Here is a 16,346-nt window from a genome sequence, read left to right on the forward strand (position 1 = left end):
AGAGCCTTATGAACAGGAGAGCCTGCAATCAAAGACATGGATTTAGCGTGGGAGATGAATAATAGCCCTCAGTCCGCCAAGGGTGCTGTCATCCAGCAAGACCTCACCCCCGTGGGCGTGGGCCATCTCACGCGCAATGCTCAACCCCAGGCCGACACCACCGGTCTGGGTGTTGCGTGAAGGATCACCCCGCCAGAAAGGCCTGAACACATCCTCTCTGACAGAAAGCGGTATACCGGGTCCATCATCTTCAACAACTAGGTTGATCCACTCTTCCCCCACTTCAAGCCCCAAACGCACACGCGTCCCGTAATGGGCTGCATTGGACAGCAGGTTTCCTAGGGCACGCTCCAGCCCTTGGGCCCTTGCTGTCAGAAGGACCGGCGCATCAGGCAAAGGAACAAGCTCAATATTCACCCCATGGCGACGAAACCGACCAGCCATTCTGTCAACCAAGTCCGAGAGATCGGTCTCGACGGCTGTTTCTGTCCCCTCTCCACGGGCAAAATCCAGATATCCGTCCAGCATCCTTTCCATCTCGGCAATATCATCCTTGAGATCAGACGTTTCCGCATTATCCCCCATCATCGCCAATTGAAGTCGCATCCGCGTTAATGGCGTGCGCAGATCGTGGGAAACGCCGGCTAGCATCTCTGTGCGCTGATCAATTTGCCTGCGAATTCTGGCCCGCATCTGATTGAAGGCGATACCAGCCTGCCGAACCTCCCGCGCTCCCTCCGGTTTGATCGGTGGCAGGTCACGTCCCTTGCCGAAACCTTCCGCACTGGCAGCAAGACGACGGATGGAGCGCACCTGATTGGAGGTAAAAAGGATCGCGATCCCCAGCAGGATCAACGACGTGCCAACCATCCAGAGCAGAAAGATATACGTTGTCGACGTGAAAAGCCGTTTACGGGGCGCCACCACGTGCAACACACCATCGGACAGCTGAACAGCAATGACGATATCTCCGGAAAAGAAACTGGCCTCGATCAGGACCGGGCGCTGCAAACTCTCACGCAGGCTGGCAGCCAGAACATCGGCTGCTTGCTCTCCCGCACTGGGGGGCGGAAGGTTCGGAAGAATCTCGCCAGGGGCAAAAACGCTGTCCAAGTGCATACGGCTGCGAGCCAGATCAAGAATCCAACCCTGCTGTCCTTCATCAGGAAAACGGGCCATAAGCTCGACGATAACGGCAACATCGCCGGCAATACCCAATGCCAGCCGCCGCAAGACTGTATCCCAATGACGATCAAAAAAGACCTGCGCCGTCACAGCCTGTAGCACGACAAGAGGAACGGCAAGAATCAGCAGAAAACGCCCCAGAAGCCCCCTAGGAACGAGGCTGCGCAGAGCATGCGGCGTACCTGTTACAAGACGCATTTCAGTCCGGCCTCAAACAGTAGCCGGTGCCACGCACCGTCTGCAGATAAAGGGGCTGGCGTGGATCAATCTCTATCTTGCGCCGCAGGCGCGTGACCTGCACATCAACAGCCCGCACCCCACCCTCAATACCAAGGGCATCGGCCAAATCTTCCCGCGACAAAGGTTCCCCGCTACGCAGGGCCAAGGCCACCAACAAATCTGCTTCTGCCGTTGTCAAATGTACCCGGTCCCCACTGCACACAAGCTCCCGACGCTGAAGGTCAAAAGAACACTCCCCCATACGGATATGACGAACAGCAGACTGAACATCAACAGGCCTTGGCTGCCGTCGGCGCAGAATGGCCTGGATGCGCAGCAAAAGCTCCCGCGGGTCAAAAGGCTTGCCAAGATAATCATCAGCCCCGATCTCAAGGCCAGCGACCCGATCATCCTGCTCTCCCCTAGCGGTCAGCATCAGAACGGGAACATCAGACTGTTGACGAATTGCACGGGTCAGACTGTAACCATCTTCACCGGGCATCATGATATCGACGATCAGCAAATCGAATTCTACGGCAGACATTTGCATTCTGGCCTCAGCCGCATCGGGAGCAACAGAGACCATGTATCCCGACTGACCCAGAAAACGACGCAAAAGGTCGCGCAAACGCGTATCGTCATCCACAACCAGAATATGAGCCGGTGCGTCGACTGTATCACTCACGGCATCAGGTCCGGTCCAGATCAGGCACCTTAGCACCACCAGGCATCGAAAGCCTGGAACGGTCTGTTTCACGCAGGATCATGCCCGAAAGAACATGCCGGAAACCATCAACAGCTTCCCCCCCCGCATCACGGTAAGAACGCGCTAGAATACTTTTCTGGCTTTCAAACAGCTGGCGTTCTAGGGCATAGCCCTTTTCGGTCAGATCCAGAAGGCGCTGCCGCCGGTCTTTGGTGCCCGGATTCTGAATAATATAGCCATCACGCACCAGCTCCCCCAGAACACGGGAAAGACTTTGCTTGGTAATTTTCAGAATCGAGAGCAGATCAGATACACTAAGCCCGGGATGACGCCCGACAAAATAGATCATCCGGTGATGCGCACGACCAAGGCCCAGCTTGCGTAGCACAAGATCAGCTTCGGCTGTAAAATCACGATAGGCAAAGAACAGAAGCTCCATACCGCGCCGCAGCTCCTCCTCTCGGAGAAAAAGCTGGTTCACACCTGCCTTGAGATCAGTCATGAGGAACTCACCGTCATCCTTCACCTTACCCTTGGAATACCTGTAAAACAGCCACGCTGCAACTCTGGCCCTTGTCAACCTGTTCCAGACCGCTACAAGACATCACACAAACGACGCCACATCATCGCCAGAACCAACAATGGCGTGCGCATCCAGCGCCCCCCGGGGAAGGCATGGTGCGGTATACGGGTGAAGACATCAAATCGACCGGCTTGGCCATCAATCACTTCGGCCATCAACTTGCCGGCCAATCCGGTCAAGGCAATGCCATGACCGGAGAAACCATGAGCAAACAAGGCATTTGGTGACAGACGTCCGAAGTGAGGCATACGGTTCATGGTGATGGCAACCAATCCACCCCATGCGTAATCAATGCGCACATCGGCCAACTGCGGAAAACAATCCACCATGCTTTTTCGCATCGCCTCCGATACACTGGGGGGATCTAGGCGCGAGTAACTGACGCGCCCACCGTAGAGCAAACGATGATCACGTGAACAGCGGAAATAGTTCAGGACAAAGCGACAGTCGGCCACAGCCTCGTTACCGGGAACAAGAGCACGGGCACGCGCCTCCCCCAAAGGCTCCGTTGCCGCAATATAGGTTCCAACCGGCATAATCGTACGGGCAAGAGCAGACTCACTGCCCCAGAGATAGGCATTTCCGCAGAACAAAACAAAGCGTGCGTGAACCAACCCATGAGGGGTCCGGACAACAGCAGGATCACCAGCCTGCCAAGACACCATCGGTGTTTGCTCACAAAAAATAGCCCCGGCACGCTCGGCTGCGGATGCAAGTCCAAGAGTGTAGTTCAGTGGATGCAAGTGCCCACCACCAGGATCATAGAGAGCACATGTATAGCGGGGGCTTGCAACATGAGCCTGGGTTTGCGCACGATCCCACAGCTCCAGCCCCTTACGCCCGCCATCTTCCCACTCCCGGCAAAGCGCGTGCAAAGCAGAGGCATGCCGGCTCTTCTCTCCAACCATTACGTGACCATTCACAAAGTCACAATCGATGGCATGCTCCGCAACAAGCGAGCGGGTCAGGGCAAGGGACTCTTCACACAAACCCCACAAATGGCGGGCATCATCCCCGCCAACCAGCCGGGCAATCCTGTCCTGCCCAAGATTATAGCCCGCAATCATCTGCCCACCGGAACGACCGGATGCACCACACCCAATTGTTCCGGCTTCCAGAACCAAGACACGATACCCGCGTTGCGCCAGATGCAAGGCGGCAGAGCATCCCGTAATACCTGCACCGATGATACAAACATCAACATGGCAGCTTTCCGACAACGCAGGACGCGGAGCAGCCTCGTGGGCTGAGGCAGCATACCACGACATAGAGAATTTCTGCATGTTGTCTCCCGGTTCTGTCCGTCTACATCAGCAAGATGTAACTTGAATGAATTCAGCAAGAATATCAACTTGCACAGCATCCAAAAGGTTGCGACATTTCATCCGCGTACGCGCCATGCTGTAAAATCTGGCACGCTGGTGTCCACACAATGTTGGCCCTGCTTGGCTGTGCCCCGTTGCATGGCACACAAAACACTTCCCGGTCCCGCTTGATATGCGGGAACCGGCCATGATCTGGGAGGAATTATCGATGTCCAGGTTCCGGATTGCACTCTCCGGCCTTCTTGCCCCCGCACTTGCCCTGATGACGGTTGTCACACCGGTTAAGGCCGAGGAAGAGAAGAAGCTGAACCTGTTTATCTGGTCGGATTATCTGGGTGAAGATACGATCCAGTCCTTTGAAAAAGAAACAGGAATCAAGGTGACCGTGGATGTCTATGATTCCAATGAAATGCTTGAGGCCAAGCTTTTGGCCGGCAAATCCGGCTATGATCTTGCTGTCCCCACTGGCGCATTCTTCCAGCGCCAGATCAAAGCCGGCGTATACCAGCCCCTGAAACAGGACCTGATCCCCAACTTGGGCAACCTAGATCAAAAGCTGATGAAGGGCGCCCAAGAATTCGACGCGAACAACACCCATGGCATCATCTACATGTGGGGCACCAACGGCATGGCCTACAACCCGGCCAAAGTCGCCGAAGTTGCTGGCCCTGATGCACCAGTGGATTCATGGGCACTCATGTTTGATCCCGTGTGGGCCGAAAAAGTATCAAAATGTGGCTTGTATATGATGGACAGCCCATCCGAAGTTTTTCCTTCCGCACTGAAATATCTTGGACTTGATCCAAACTCTTCCGATCCGAAAGATATCGAGAAAGCTGAAGCCCTGCTCATGAAAGTTCGCCCTTTCGTGACCAAATTTCATTCTTCCGAGTCCATCAATGCCCTTGCCAACGGTGATATCTGCGTGGCCATGGGCTTCTCGGGCGATATGTTCCAAGCTATCAACCGTGCTGAAGAAGCGGGCAAAGGCGTAAAGGTCACATACGTCATTCCCAAGGAAGGCAGCGAGATCTGGTTTGACTTCATGGGTGTTATGAAGGATGCCCCACATCCGGACAATGCCATGAAATTTATTAATCATATCCTGAAGCCGGAGATTACAGCCGGAATATCGAACACCGTGTTTTATGCCAACGCAAACACCAAATCTTTTGACCTGATTCATGATGCCATTCGCCACGACCCGGGGGTTTACCCTCCGGAATCCGTTATGAAGCATCTGTTTGTCAAAAAGGTTCCGGATCAGAAAGCTGAGCGGGTCTTCACCCGGATCTGGAACCGTATCAAGACAGGGATATAATAAATACCGGTCTCCGCCTGCCCCCAATCTTGGCTAGGCAGGCGGTTCGCCCTTTACGGCAGGCCTATTCACCTGTATTGGTCGGCACCATTCGCTCCAGTCATCGGTATGCCTGCTCGGCGACCCTCGCTCTCGCCGGTTCGGAAGACCAGGGCGTAACGGCCGCGTGCTTTTGAATCAGGGATCACGCACGGAATGTCACAACTTGCCAGAAATCTCCGCGACAAGGTTAGTAAAACCGAAAAGGGAGAAGGTCCGGAAGAGACTGTAAAAGCACTCATCCGCATTGAAAATGTCACCAAGCGCTTTGGTGATTTTGTCGCTGTCAGCGATGTATCCCTGACCATATATCAGGGGGAACTCTTTTCGCTTCTTGGCGGCTCTGGATGCGGAAAGACAACCTTGCTGCGCATGCTGGCAGGATTTGAGACCCCATCTGCCGGACGGATCCTGATCGATGGGCAGGACATGACAGACGTTCCGCCCTATGAACGTCCGGTCAACATGATGTTCCAGTCCTACGCCCTGTTCCCGCATATGTCTGTGGAGCAGAACGTCGCCTTTGGCCTGAAGCAGGACAACCTATCACGTGTTGAAATCCGCAACCGGGTTGAAGAAATGCTGGATATGGTGGAGCTGGGTCATCTGGCCCGCCGCCGTCCACACGAACTATCAGGTGGCCAGCGTCAACGCGTAGCCTTGGCCCGTGCCTTGGCCAAGCGCCCGAAAGTCCTGCTGCTGGATGAACCCTTAGCGGCCCTTGACAAGAAATTGCGTGAACGCACGCAGCTGGAATTAGTTGGGATCCAAGAGAGTCTCGGCGTGACCTTTGTGGTTGTGACCCACGACCAGGAAGAGGCCATGACCATGTCAACCCGGGTTGCCATCATGAACCAGGGGCACATCCTCCAAGTTGATACTCCATACGCCATGTATGAATATCCCAACACCCGGTATGTCGCGGAATTTTTTGGATCCGTAAACCTGTTTGAAGCCGTCCTGATCGAAGACGAAGCCGATCATATCGTGGCACAATCCAGTGACCTTGATAAACCAATCTATGTTGGACACGGCATCAGCGCCCGTGAAGGAGCTACGGTATACGCTGCAATCCGTCCCGAGAAAATCACACTGTCAAAAGAAATGCCGACTGATACCAGTCATAATGTTTCTGCCGGCACCGTTCAGGACATTGTCTATCTGGGCGGTGAGAGCACGTACTTGGTCAGACTGGACACCGGTCGCATTGTACGCGTTGACATGCAAAACCAGACCCGCTCTTCCCAGCCGGAAATTACGTGGGAGGACCGGGTCTGGATTGCATTTGAAGGCAGCAATGTTGTGGTTGTAACGTCATGAGCAACTCTGTCATCTTTGAAGATGAAGGGGTTGTTCCTCCCCATCATTCCCGGAACAACAGTAACGACAGCACCACGATACCCCCGAACCGCTTGGGACTGGGTGGACGACGTCTGGTGATTGCCGTGCCCTATGGCTGGCTGCTGCTTTTCTTCTTGGCTCCCTTTGTCATCGTCCTAAAAATCAGCTTTGCTGAATTCATGGTCGGCATTCCGCCGTATACGCCGTTGATTGAGTGGGTTGATGATCAATATCTGAAGCTGACCGTATCGCTGGAAGCTTACAAGTACCTTCTGTCCGATCCGCTATACATCGGCGCCTATCTCAGTTCGCTGAAAATTGCCTTAATATCGACATTGCTGACGTTGCTACTCGGCTACCCGATGGCGTACGGTATCGCACGATCACCTGAAGGAATCCGCAGTATCCTGTTGCTGATGGTGGTTCTGCCGTTCTGGACCAGCTTCCTGATCCGCGTCTATGCTTGGATTGGCATCCTGAAGCCTCAAGGATTCCTGAACAATTTCCTGATGGGTCTTGGCCTGATCAATGAGCCCCTACCCATCTACAACACAGAAATCGCGGTCTATATCGGCCTTGTGTATTCGTACCTGCCTTTTATGGTGCTACCGCTGTATACAACCTTGGAAAAGATGGATACCTCACTGCTGGAAGCCGCAGAAGACCTTGGCTGTCGCCCGTTCAAGGCATTCCTGAGCATCACCCTGCCCCTGTCCATGCCGGGCATTATCGCTGGCTGCATGCTGGTTTTTATTCCTGCCGTCGGAGAGTTTGTCATCCCTGATCTTCTGGGCGGGGCAGAAACCTTGATGATCGGCAAGGTGTTATGGGCTGAATTCTTCAACAACCGTGACTGGCCTGCTGCATCAGCTGTTGCCGTGGCCATGCTGCTGTTCTTGGTCGGGCCCATCATGCTGTTCCAGCATTATCAGAACCGCCAGAACGGAAAGGAAGGAGAGATAACCTGATGGACCGTCGCTCTCCCTTTCTCGTCACAACACTGGCCTTCGGATTTGCATTTTTGTACATCCCGATCCTGTTGCTGGTCATCTATTCGTTCAATGAATCACGCTTGGTAACAGTATGGAGTGGATTTTCAACACATTGGTATGGTGAGCTGTTTCGTGACCAGCAAATTATCGCTGCGGCAAAAGTCAGCCTGCTGGTTGCATCCCTGACCGCTACCTTTGCAACCGTGCTTGGTACAATGGCTGCCATCGTGCTGACACGGTTTCGCCGTTTCCGGGGACAAACTCTGTTTTCCGGGATGATCACTGCCCCCATGGTAATGCCCGAAATCATCACCGGGCTTTCCATTCTTCTGATGTTCGTCGCCTTGGAAGACCTAATTGGATGGCCGGACGGACGGGGGATCACAACCATTACCATTGCCCACATCACGTTCTGCATGTCCTACGTCACCATTGTTGTACGGGCACGCCTATCCCAGATGGACGAAAGCGTGGAGGAGGCAGCCATGGATCTGGGGGCAAGACCGTTCAAGACCTTCCTGTTCATAACGCTGCCAATCATCAGCCCCGCCCTTCTGGCGGGATGGCTCTTGGCGTTTACGATCTCTCTTGATGACCTAGTCATTACCAGCTTCGTTGCCGGCCCATCGTCATCAACCCTGCCTATGGTTGTTTTTTCCAGCGTCCGCCTAGGGGTAACCCCGAAGATCAATGCACTGGCAACCATTCTGATATCGTTGGCCACACTCTGTGTCCTAGTCGCAGGCTGGCTGATGGTACGACGCGAAAAGCAACGCAAGGCAGCAATGGCCCGGGCCATTGCCGAGCAAGAGCAAAATATCGCCGTGCAGGGCTTGACACGATCATAGCAGATCGTCATCAAGGGCTCTTGGTTTTCACATCCACGAGCCCTTTTTCTCTCAGAATGACCCGTATTCTTGTTTTTGACTCCGGCCTTGGTGGCCTTTCTGTTGTACCAGAGATCCGCCTGTCCCTGCCGGGTGTGGCCCTGACCTATGCCGCAGATGCAGCGTTCTTCCCTTATGGAGATCGCGACCCCTTGTTTCTGCGTTCCCATCTTGTCAGGACGTTAGGTCATCTTATAGAGACAGAGCGCCCCGATGTTGTTGTCATCGCCTGCAATACAGCATCAACACTGGCCTTGGATACACTTCGGGATACCTTCTCCGAAATGGCGTTTGTTGGAACCGTACCCGCTCTGAAGCCAGCAGCCCAAGGTAGCAGAAGCGGCGTAATTGGTCTTCTGGCAACACCGGGAACCATTACAAGCCCCTATATCGATGCCCTGAAGCAGAAAGTGGCACCGAATTGTGTCTTGGTCCGGCATGGTACAGCCCGTCTGGCTGCTATGGCTGAAGCCTGGTTGCGAGGTGACATGGTCAAGGATACAGATATTGCCGACGAAGCAGCCCCACTCTTCCAGCATCCAGATCTGGATACGGTGGTTCTGGGGTGCACCCACTACCCCCTTCTTCGGCATATTCTGGAAGATACCGCACCCCGCCCTGTGACATGGCTTGACTCCGGCGCAGCCATAGCCCGGCAAACCGCACGCCTGGCTGGCCCGGTCAGCCCCGGTGGTCCGGACCGGGCTTTGGTATCACGGCTGTCAGCGGGATACGAGAAAGCTATGGCACACTACAGCTTCCCGGCACCAATCGCGTGGGATCTCAACAAACACCCTGCCATTCAGGATTTGGCAAGCAATCACCCCTAAACTACCCAAAGCGGGCGTATCATGGCCTCATGTATGCGGGTTTCAGGGCATGGCCAAGGCTTTTCTGTTGCATATCCTGTGGTACGGGGCTGTCATGGCCCTTGCCTTGCCTTGGCCTTCCACAAGCCAAGCATGGGATGGAAATGCACGTATTTATGCCAAGTCCAACGCGCCATACTGGGATGTCGGGCGTCGCGACAACAATCTTTCACGCCTGTGTGGACTGGGGCGTTTCAATCAGAAATACAAGAACCGGATGTACATCCAATTTTCCGGCGACAAGGGACGTGGCCTGACCGGCATTGCCCTGAAAGGCTGGAACCTGATTGATGTTGATAGCAAGGCACTGGATGGAAAAACGTATCATTTCTACCGTGACGGTACCAGCCAGTGCATAGTATTCGTAGCTCCGTAATAGATGCATACGCCTGAGCAGACTGCTGATACGGAGAAAGAAACGGATGAAATACCTTGCTGCCGCCCTTGCTTGCATCACCCTGCTAAGGAGTACACCCTCAGGGGCAGAAGACATCGGATCTGTTGATACGGCGTTCAAACTTTTGGGACCCAATCACAAAATCGCCATAGAAGCTTTTGATGACCCGGATGTACCCGGGGTTACATGCTACATCAGCCGCTCGAAAACCGGGGGCATCAGCGGTGCCTTGGGCTTGGCCGAAGACACATCGGATGCATCCATAGCCTGCCGTCAGGTTGGACCCATCACCGTCCCCACCAATTTGAAAGCAAAAGACGGCGACAACGTATTCAGCGAAAGACGATCCATCCTTTTCAAGACGATGCAGGTCGTCAGATTCTATGACCAGAGCCGGAATGTTCTGCTTTACCTTGTTTATTCCGACAAGCTAGTCGAAGGATCACCGAAAAATGCCCTGACAGCCGTGCCTGTCATGCCGTGGGATATTGAAACAGCACCATAATGAAAACAAAGGGGTGACGCCCGACCACATCGGCACACCCCTTATGCTGATCCTCTCTCAATACACCGTATCGTCAGTGCGTTCCGTCATGACGCTCGCCTTCGCCCTCAACCTTGCCTCCTGTCAGCATGACAACCAAGATCAAGGCCAAGAACGTCAACAAGACAGCAGGCAGGGTCAAGAAACCGCTGACACCAAATACACCAGCAACGTAAGTGCCGATGTAAAGAAAGAGCGCAACCAGACCAACCAGCAGAACACCGACTGTGGCCAATGTACCGCGCCAAGGCTCTGGCGACTCCTCTTGAGCGGCATCAGGAGCGAAGGCAATGGATATGGTTCGGAAAATCCCGAAACCTGCCAGAAGGCATACGATCAGCAAGATAACAGAGGGCCCAGTTGCCGTCTTGGCAAGGGTGGCTGATCCATATAGCGCCGCAGCCGCTACAATCGAGAAGATCGTTCCGACTATCCAGTATCTGGCCATGTTCGTTGCTTCCTTCTCGAATCAAGAGGGCGCCGCAGCAAGGCCCGGCGCATTCCGCAGTGCTTATGTGCGTAAGTCTTAATTTTATCCAATATTCAAGTCAATTCCTGACGATAATCCCGGAGCCACAAACAAGCCCAACGAGCGCCAAAAATATCGGGAACCCACTCGCATACAGAGAAATACCCTGTGTCCCGTGGGCGACAGTCTTTCCACAAGGCCAACGGTGGAAATCCAAAGCCGGGCCACAAGGCACCGGAGTCGGGTTCTGATACAGCAGGACTGGACAGAATGCCTCTGTCAGGGCAGGAAAGAAGGCTGATTTTCTACCCGACGGAGAGACCCCTGTGGCCTGCACCTTGCCTCCAACACTTCCTCCGACAGCTCTGGTGACCGGTGCTGGGCGCCGGATTGGACGCGAGATCGCCCTTTCTCTGGCTGCCGATGGCATCGCTGTGGCTGTACACTGCCACACATCAACAACAGAAGCTCACCAGGTTGTTGCCGAAATCGAGGCCAACGGCGGAAAGGCCATTGTTGTCCAAGCCAATCTGGCGCGGGATGATGAAACGGAAAGCCTGTTCCAAAAAGTTACCAACCACTTGGGTCCCATTGGCATCCTAGTCAACAATGCATCAACGTTTACCTATGACGATGTGGTAACCGCCACCCGGGACAGCTGGGATCATCACATGGAGACCAATCTCAGGGCACCATTTGTCTTGGCCCAAAGCATGGCATCCACGCTGGATACGGATCAACAGGGCTGTATTATAAACATCATTGATCAGAGGGTCTGGAATCTGACCCCCCATTTCATGACCTATACCCTTTCAAAGGCAGGACTCTGGGCCCTGACCCAAACCTTGGCCCTAGCCCTGTCACCACGCATACGGGTCAATGCCATAGGGCCTGGGCCAACACTTCCCAGCAGCCGGCAAACGGAAGAACAGTTCCGCTCGCAGTGCAACAGTGTCCCCCTGCGTCACGGGACCAACCCATCAGAAATTGCCGATGCCGTACGCTTTCTTGTTGCAGCTCGGTCCATGACAGGCCAAATGATAGCCTTGGATGGGGGGCAGCATCTTGGTTGGAGCTTTCCCGCCCCCGGCACACCCCCCGAAGAGTAAAGAGATAACAGGATCTCTTTTGTTCCCGTTCCGTACCCGGAGTACTGTTTTCAATGACCACACGGCTAGCCAAGCCCGGACCGGGCCCCGTAGACCATACAGACCACCCCTCTGGCCCCGTCCTTGCGCCAATAAAGCCTGTCACACCATCCATTGCCAATGCATCGCACAGGATCCGCCACGTCTTCGTACGCGACATGATCGTGTCGTGCCTGATCGGCGTCTACAAACATGAACACACTGCTCCCCAGCGTGTTCGCGTCAATGTTGACCTTGGGGTTCTGGAGCAGCCAGGAACACAACATGATGACCTAGCCGGAGTGGTCTGTTACGAACACATTTGCCACTGCGTCCGGTCCGTTGCCCATGACGGCCATGTCAACTTGGTCGAAACCATGGCAACCCGCGTTGCCGACATTTGCCTGCAGGACCGGCGGATCCGCTCGGCTAGGGTGCGCATCGAAAAGCTGGACGTGATCCCCGATGCCATTGTTGGAGTGGAAATTGAACGGCTGAGCCACCTTCCCCCTCCCTGAGACTGCTTTTAAACACACCCCCCCCGGGAAGGAGCCACGTATGATCGTGGCGGCGCCTCATGGCTGTGGGTAAAATAGCATGACGTCTCACACAACGTGGAAAACTGGCTTCCTCTGTACAACAGGATGCCTGTATAAACAGGATATTCACACACTTACTCTTTCTCTTTCCGCACGTTATCAACACAAAGGCCATTTTAGATCGTAAGGTATTCCAGCATCGCCTGAAGCTCCGCTCCATCACCAAACAGAAAGTTTGCCTATTTTTTGGGCAAATGGCTTGATAGCAAGGCGTTATGGGGGCCTCAGGATAGAGCACCCATATCATGCACGACTTTATCCACAGATTCCGTGGACAGCCGGAAAAGAGAGTCCATGTCAGCCCATCGTGGACCTTTGACGGATCAGCGAACCTCATGCGATAGAACATGCCATGAGCAAGCGTCCATCCTCTCGATCAGACAACCAAAACACCGCACCAGAAGCCATTCGCGGCGCTGCATTGATACGCTCTGTCCTGAAGACCCTTCCGGACTCTCCTGGCGTGTACCGGATGCTGGATGAGCAGGGAGCGGTCCTATACGTTGGAAAAGCTAAAAGTCTGAAGAAACGGGTTGTCGCCTATACGCGACCAGAATCCCTGTCCTTGCGTCTGCAACGGATGGTGCGGGAAACAGCGTCCATGGACATTGTGACCACCCATACCGAAGCAGAAGCCTTGCTTCTGGAATCCAACCTGATCAAAAAGCTGAAGCCACGCTTCAATATCCTGCTGCGCGATGACAAATCCTTCCCCTATGTTGTCATCACGAGCGGGCATGACTTTCCCAGGCTGGTCAAACACCGCGGAGCACGCGACCTTCCGGGGGAATATTTTGGGCCCTTTGCATCAGCCGGAGCTGTCACCGAGACCTTGTCCATTCTGCAAAAGGCCTTCCTGCTCCGTACCTGCACAGACTCGGTTTTTGCCAATCGCAGCCGCCCCTGCCTTTTACACCAGATACGGCGATGCTGCGCACCATGCGTCAAACACGTCGAGCAGGGCGGATATGCAACATTGCTGGACCAGGCTAGGTCTTTTCTGTCAGGCCGCAGTACCGAAATTCGCCCGCAGCTTGTGCAGCAAATGGAAGCTCATGCCGAAGCACTGGAGTTTGAGCAGGCCGCCCGTGTGCGCGACCGGCTGAAAGCCTTGTCGCAGGTTCAGGCACGCCAGGATGTAAACGTCGAAGGACTGGCCGATGCCGATGTCATTGCCTTGTACCAGGCCGGTGGACAAACCTGTATCCAAGTTTTCTTTTTCCGAGGTGGGCAGAACTGGGGCAACAGGGCCTATTTTCCATATCATGCGGCCGAAGACAAATCCGGCGCCATACTGGAGGCCTTTGTCGGACAGTTCTATGCCACCCGCCAACCTCCCCCCCTGGTCCTGCTGTCAGAAGATGTACCGGATCACATGACACTGGAGGACGCCCTGCGTTTGCGGTGCGAACACAAGGTTGATGTACGCATTCCGCGCCGTGGCAGTAAAGTGAAGGCCGTTGAACACGCCCTGACCAATGCACGGGAAGCTTTGGGAAGGCGCATGGCCGAAACATCCGCCCAGCGCACTCTTCTTCAAGAAATGGCCGCAGTTTTTGCACTTCCTGCTCCACCGGAACGCATTGAGGTGTATGACAATGCCCATATCCAGGGCACTCACGCCGTAGGCGGTATGATTGTCGCAGGACCGGAAGGGTTTATGCGACAGGCTTACCGTACATTCTCCATTCGTGGGGACAACATAACACCCGGAGATGACTTTGGCATGATGCGGGAAGTTCTTGCCCGACGCTTTCGCCGTGGCAGGGCTGGGGATAACGAAGGCATTGCCTATCCAGATGTTATCTTGGTTGACGGCGGTGCCGGACAAATGAATGCCGCCCTGGGCGTTCTGGAAAGCCTGAATATCAGTAACGTCCACCTGATCTGTATTGCCAAAGGCCCAGACCGGAATGCCGGACGCGAAACCTATCACCAACCCGGACGGGAGCCGTTTACCCTGCCACCATCCCATCCGGTGCACTACTTCCTGCAAAGACTGCGAGATGAAGCACACCGCTTTGCCAACGGCACACACAGGGCAAAACGATCACGAGCTATCGGGACATCAACCTTGGACAATCTGCCGGGCATTGGTCCTCGCCGTAAAAAAGCCCTTTTAAACGCGTTTGGTTCAGCACGCGGCATCGCGGCAGCCGGTATTAGTGATTTGTCTGCTGTAGAGGGAATAAGCCAGGCACTGGCAAAAAAAATCTATGGTTACTTCCATCCCGGCCGCTAAACTGTGCCGGATCGTTTCATTGTCCATGCTCCGGGGAGCTTCTTGCATCGTGTCCAGCCTGCCAAACCTGCTGACGTTGTTCCGCATTGTGGCAATCCCATTGCTGGTTGCCACGTTCTACCTTGATTCGCCAACCATGCGCTGGATTGCCCTCGGGCTGTTCTCCCTAGCAGGAATATCTGATTTTCTGGACGGCTGGCTGGCACGTCGGTGGCAACAGGTGTCCAGTCTGGGACGTTTCCTGGACCCGATTGCCGACAAGCTTCTGGTTGCTTCTGTCCTGATGATGCTGGTTGCTTTTCACCGGATCGATGCATGGGGTGTTCTCCCAGCGCTGGTCATCCTATGTCGGGAGATTCTGGTGTCAGGCCTGCGAGAATTTCTGGCTGAAGCCAAAGTGGGGTTACCCGTAACCAACTTGGCCAAATGGAAGACCGGGGTTCAGATGGTTGCCCTGCCGGTTCTGCTGGTGGGATCAGCGGCACCATCCTGGTTACCGGCAGAACATATCGGAACAGCACTCCTCTGGATTGCTGCCTTTCTGACAGCTGTAACCGGGTGGGATTACCTCCGCGCCGGACTTCACCACATGGATCAGATACCAAAACACGATAAAAACACTGTACGCGCGACGGAAATCTGATCACCCTTTCCCATCGACCATAGCCAGAATATCCCGAGGGGAGGCCCCGGCTGCCCTGAGGGAGCGTATCGTGACAGACCTATCACGCTTGGCATAGCGCCGCCCCTGCGGATCCAGCAGAAGGGGGTGATGATGATACTGCGGAACCGGAAGATCCAGAAGCGCCTGCAGGATACGGTGGACATGTGTGGCCTGAAACAGGTCTTCGCCCCGCGTTACCAGTGTTACACCCTGCAGAGCATCATCCAGAGTAACGGCAAGATGATAGCTGGTTGGCGTATCCTTGCGCGCTAGGACAACATCGCCAAGTCCATCCGTTGGCACCCCGACAAGACCCCGCCTGCCATCTCTCCAGCTGAGAGGACCGGCCCGGCGCAGGGCCGCCTGCACATCCAGCCGCAGGGCGTATGGAACCCCGGATTCCCGGCGCCGTTCGGACTCATGACGCGGCAAGGAGCGGCACGTACCCGGATACAAAAGGCCATAAGGACCATGGGGAGCACGGTGAATATCCCCCACTTCCCGCATAATATCGGAACGGGTACAGAAACAAGGGTAAATCAGCTCCTGATCCTCAAGCTGCTCCAAGGCAAGCCTGTATGCGCCAAGATGCTGCGACTGGTAACGGACGGGATGCTCCCAGGACAGTCCAAGCCATGCGAGATCATCAATCAGGGCGTTTGCATAGCTGTCCTGACAGCGTGTTTGATCAATGTCCTCAATCCTCAGCAGGAATCGCCCGCCGGAACCCGCCCGATGGTAGGCATAACACGCGGAAAAAACATGGCCTAGGTGGAGATAGCCCGTAGGGCTGGGGGCAAAGCGCGTAACATCAGGCATTTTGTTTTCCGGGGATTG

The 16,346-nt window shown here is 54.7% G+C and carries 17 protein-coding genes; 11 read left to right on the forward strand and 6 right to left on the reverse strand.

Features of this window, described 5'->3' with window-relative positions:
• Positions 1 to 42: 42 nt before the first annotated feature.
• From AY555_RS01485 to AY555_RS01500, 4 genes are all read right to left on the reverse strand, one after another.
• On the reverse strand, positions 43 to 1,383 hold the full coding sequence (locus tag AY555_RS01485; protein WP_066132483.1) for an ATP-binding protein: 1,341 nt from the start codon (positions 1,381 to 1,383) through the stop codon (positions 43 to 45).
• A 1-nt stretch (position 1,384) separates the two neighbouring features.
• Complete coding sequence (locus tag AY555_RS01490; protein ID WP_066132486.1) at positions 1,385 to 2,089, reverse strand: response regulator; 705 nt, start codon at positions 2,087 to 2,089, stop codon at positions 1,385 to 1,387.
• Between the two features lie 4 nt (positions 2,090 to 2,093).
• A complete protein-coding gene (locus tag AY555_RS01495) occupies positions 2,094 to 2,612 on the reverse strand; it encodes a MarR family winged helix-turn-helix transcriptional regulator (protein ID WP_066132489.1) in 519 nt (172 codons plus the stop codon).
• A gap of 92 nt (positions 2,613 to 2,704) precedes the next feature.
• Positions 2,705 to 3,976, reverse strand: a complete 1,272-nt coding sequence (locus tag AY555_RS01500) for an NAD(P)/FAD-dependent oxidoreductase (RefSeq protein WP_066132494.1) — start codon at positions 3,974 to 3,976, stop codon at positions 2,705 to 2,707.
• A gap of 250 nt (positions 3,977 to 4,226) precedes the next feature.
• Here AY555_RS01500 and AY555_RS01510 point away from each other — a divergent pair, with 250 nt between their 5' ends.
• The 7 genes from AY555_RS01510 (at position 4,227) to AY555_RS01540 (ending at position 10,369) form a co-directional block, all read left to right on the forward strand.
• Positions 4,227 to 5,339, forward strand: coding sequence for a polyamine ABC transporter substrate-binding protein (locus tag AY555_RS01510; RefSeq protein ID WP_066136341.1), 1,113 nt, complete (start codon positions 4,227 to 4,229; stop codon positions 5,337 to 5,339).
• Positions 5,340 to 5,534: 195 nt separating this feature from the next.
• The gene (locus AY555_RS01515; protein ID WP_066132500.1) at positions 5,535 to 6,698 is read left to right on the forward strand and encodes an ABC transporter ATP-binding protein; all 1,164 of its coding nucleotides are present in this window, start codon (positions 5,535 to 5,537) and stop codon (positions 6,696 to 6,698) included.
• Positions 6,695 to 7,687, forward strand: coding sequence for an ABC transporter permease subunit (locus tag AY555_RS01520; RefSeq protein ID WP_082811791.1), 993 nt, complete (start codon positions 6,695 to 6,697; stop codon positions 7,685 to 7,687). The genes AY555_RS01515 and AY555_RS01520 overlap by 4 nt, the downstream gene beginning before the upstream one ends.
• The gene (locus AY555_RS01525; protein ID WP_066132503.1) at positions 7,687 to 8,559 is read left to right on the forward strand and encodes an ABC transporter permease subunit; all 873 of its coding nucleotides are present in this window, start codon (positions 7,687 to 7,689) and stop codon (positions 8,557 to 8,559) included. The genes AY555_RS01520 and AY555_RS01525 overlap by 1 nt, the downstream gene beginning before the upstream one ends.
• A gap of 56 nt (positions 8,560 to 8,615) precedes the next feature.
• Positions 8,616 to 9,428 (forward strand): glutamate racemase, encoded by an 813-nt coding sequence (gene murI, locus AY555_RS01530; RefSeq protein ID WP_066132505.1) that lies wholly within the window; start codon positions 8,616 to 8,618, stop codon positions 9,426 to 9,428.
• A 49-nt stretch (positions 9,429 to 9,477) separates the two neighbouring features.
• On the forward strand, positions 9,478 to 9,843 hold the full coding sequence (locus AY555_RS01535; protein ID WP_066132511.1) for a hypothetical protein: 366 nt from the start codon (positions 9,478 to 9,480) through the stop codon (positions 9,841 to 9,843).
• Between the two features lie 46 nt (positions 9,844 to 9,889).
• Positions 9,890 to 10,369, forward strand: a complete 480-nt coding sequence (locus AY555_RS01540) for a CreA family protein (RefSeq protein ID WP_066132514.1) — start codon at positions 9,890 to 9,892, stop codon at positions 10,367 to 10,369.
• 73 nt (positions 10,370 to 10,442) lie between these two features.
• Here the strand turns inward: AY555_RS01540 and AY555_RS01545 are convergent, their stop codons facing one another.
• A complete protein-coding gene (locus AY555_RS01545; RefSeq protein ID WP_066132517.1) occupies positions 10,443 to 10,856 on the reverse strand; it encodes a hypothetical protein in 414 nt (137 codons plus the stop codon).
• 347 nt (positions 10,857 to 11,203) lie between these two features.
• Here AY555_RS01545 and AY555_RS01550 point away from each other — a divergent pair, with 347 nt between their 5' ends.
• The 4 genes from AY555_RS01550 to pgsA all read left to right on the forward strand — a co-directional run bounded on the left by AY555_RS01550 (position 11,204) and on the right by pgsA (position 15,488).
• Positions 11,204 to 11,986 carry an SDR family oxidoreductase gene (locus tag AY555_RS01550; protein ID WP_245176933.1) on the forward strand — a complete coding sequence of 261 codons (783 nt, stop codon included), beginning with the start codon at positions 11,204 to 11,206 and terminating at the stop codon, positions 11,984 to 11,986.
• Positions 11,987 to 12,039: 53 nt separating this feature from the next.
• On the forward strand, positions 12,040 to 12,522 hold the full coding sequence (folB, locus tag AY555_RS01555) for a dihydroneopterin aldolase (RefSeq protein WP_082811792.1): 483 nt from the start codon (positions 12,040 to 12,042) through the stop codon (positions 12,520 to 12,522).
• Positions 12,523 to 12,955: 433 nt separating this feature from the next.
• Positions 12,956 to 14,845 carry an excinuclease ABC subunit UvrC gene (uvrC, locus tag AY555_RS01560; protein ID WP_066132520.1) on the forward strand — a complete coding sequence of 630 codons (1,890 nt, stop codon included), beginning with the start codon at positions 12,956 to 12,958 and terminating at the stop codon, positions 14,843 to 14,845.
• Between the two features lie 46 nt (positions 14,846 to 14,891).
• A complete protein-coding gene (pgsA, locus tag AY555_RS01565; RefSeq protein ID WP_066136353.1) occupies positions 14,892 to 15,488 on the forward strand; it encodes a CDP-diacylglycerol--glycerol-3-phosphate 3-phosphatidyltransferase in 597 nt (198 codons plus the stop codon).
• Here pgsA and gluQRS read toward each other — a convergent pair whose 3' ends face one another.
• Positions 15,489 to 16,328 (reverse strand): tRNA glutamyl-Q(34) synthetase GluQRS, encoded by an 840-nt coding sequence (gluQRS, locus tag AY555_RS01570; RefSeq protein ID WP_066132523.1) that lies wholly within the window; start codon positions 16,326 to 16,328, stop codon positions 15,489 to 15,491.
• Between the last annotated feature and the right edge of the window lie 18 nt (positions 16,329 to 16,346).

The organism is Haematospirillum jordaniae, assembly GCF_001611975.1.
Taxonomy (GTDB): Bacteria; Pseudomonadota; Alphaproteobacteria; order Rhodospirillales; family Rhodospirillaceae; genus Haematospirillum; species Haematospirillum jordaniae.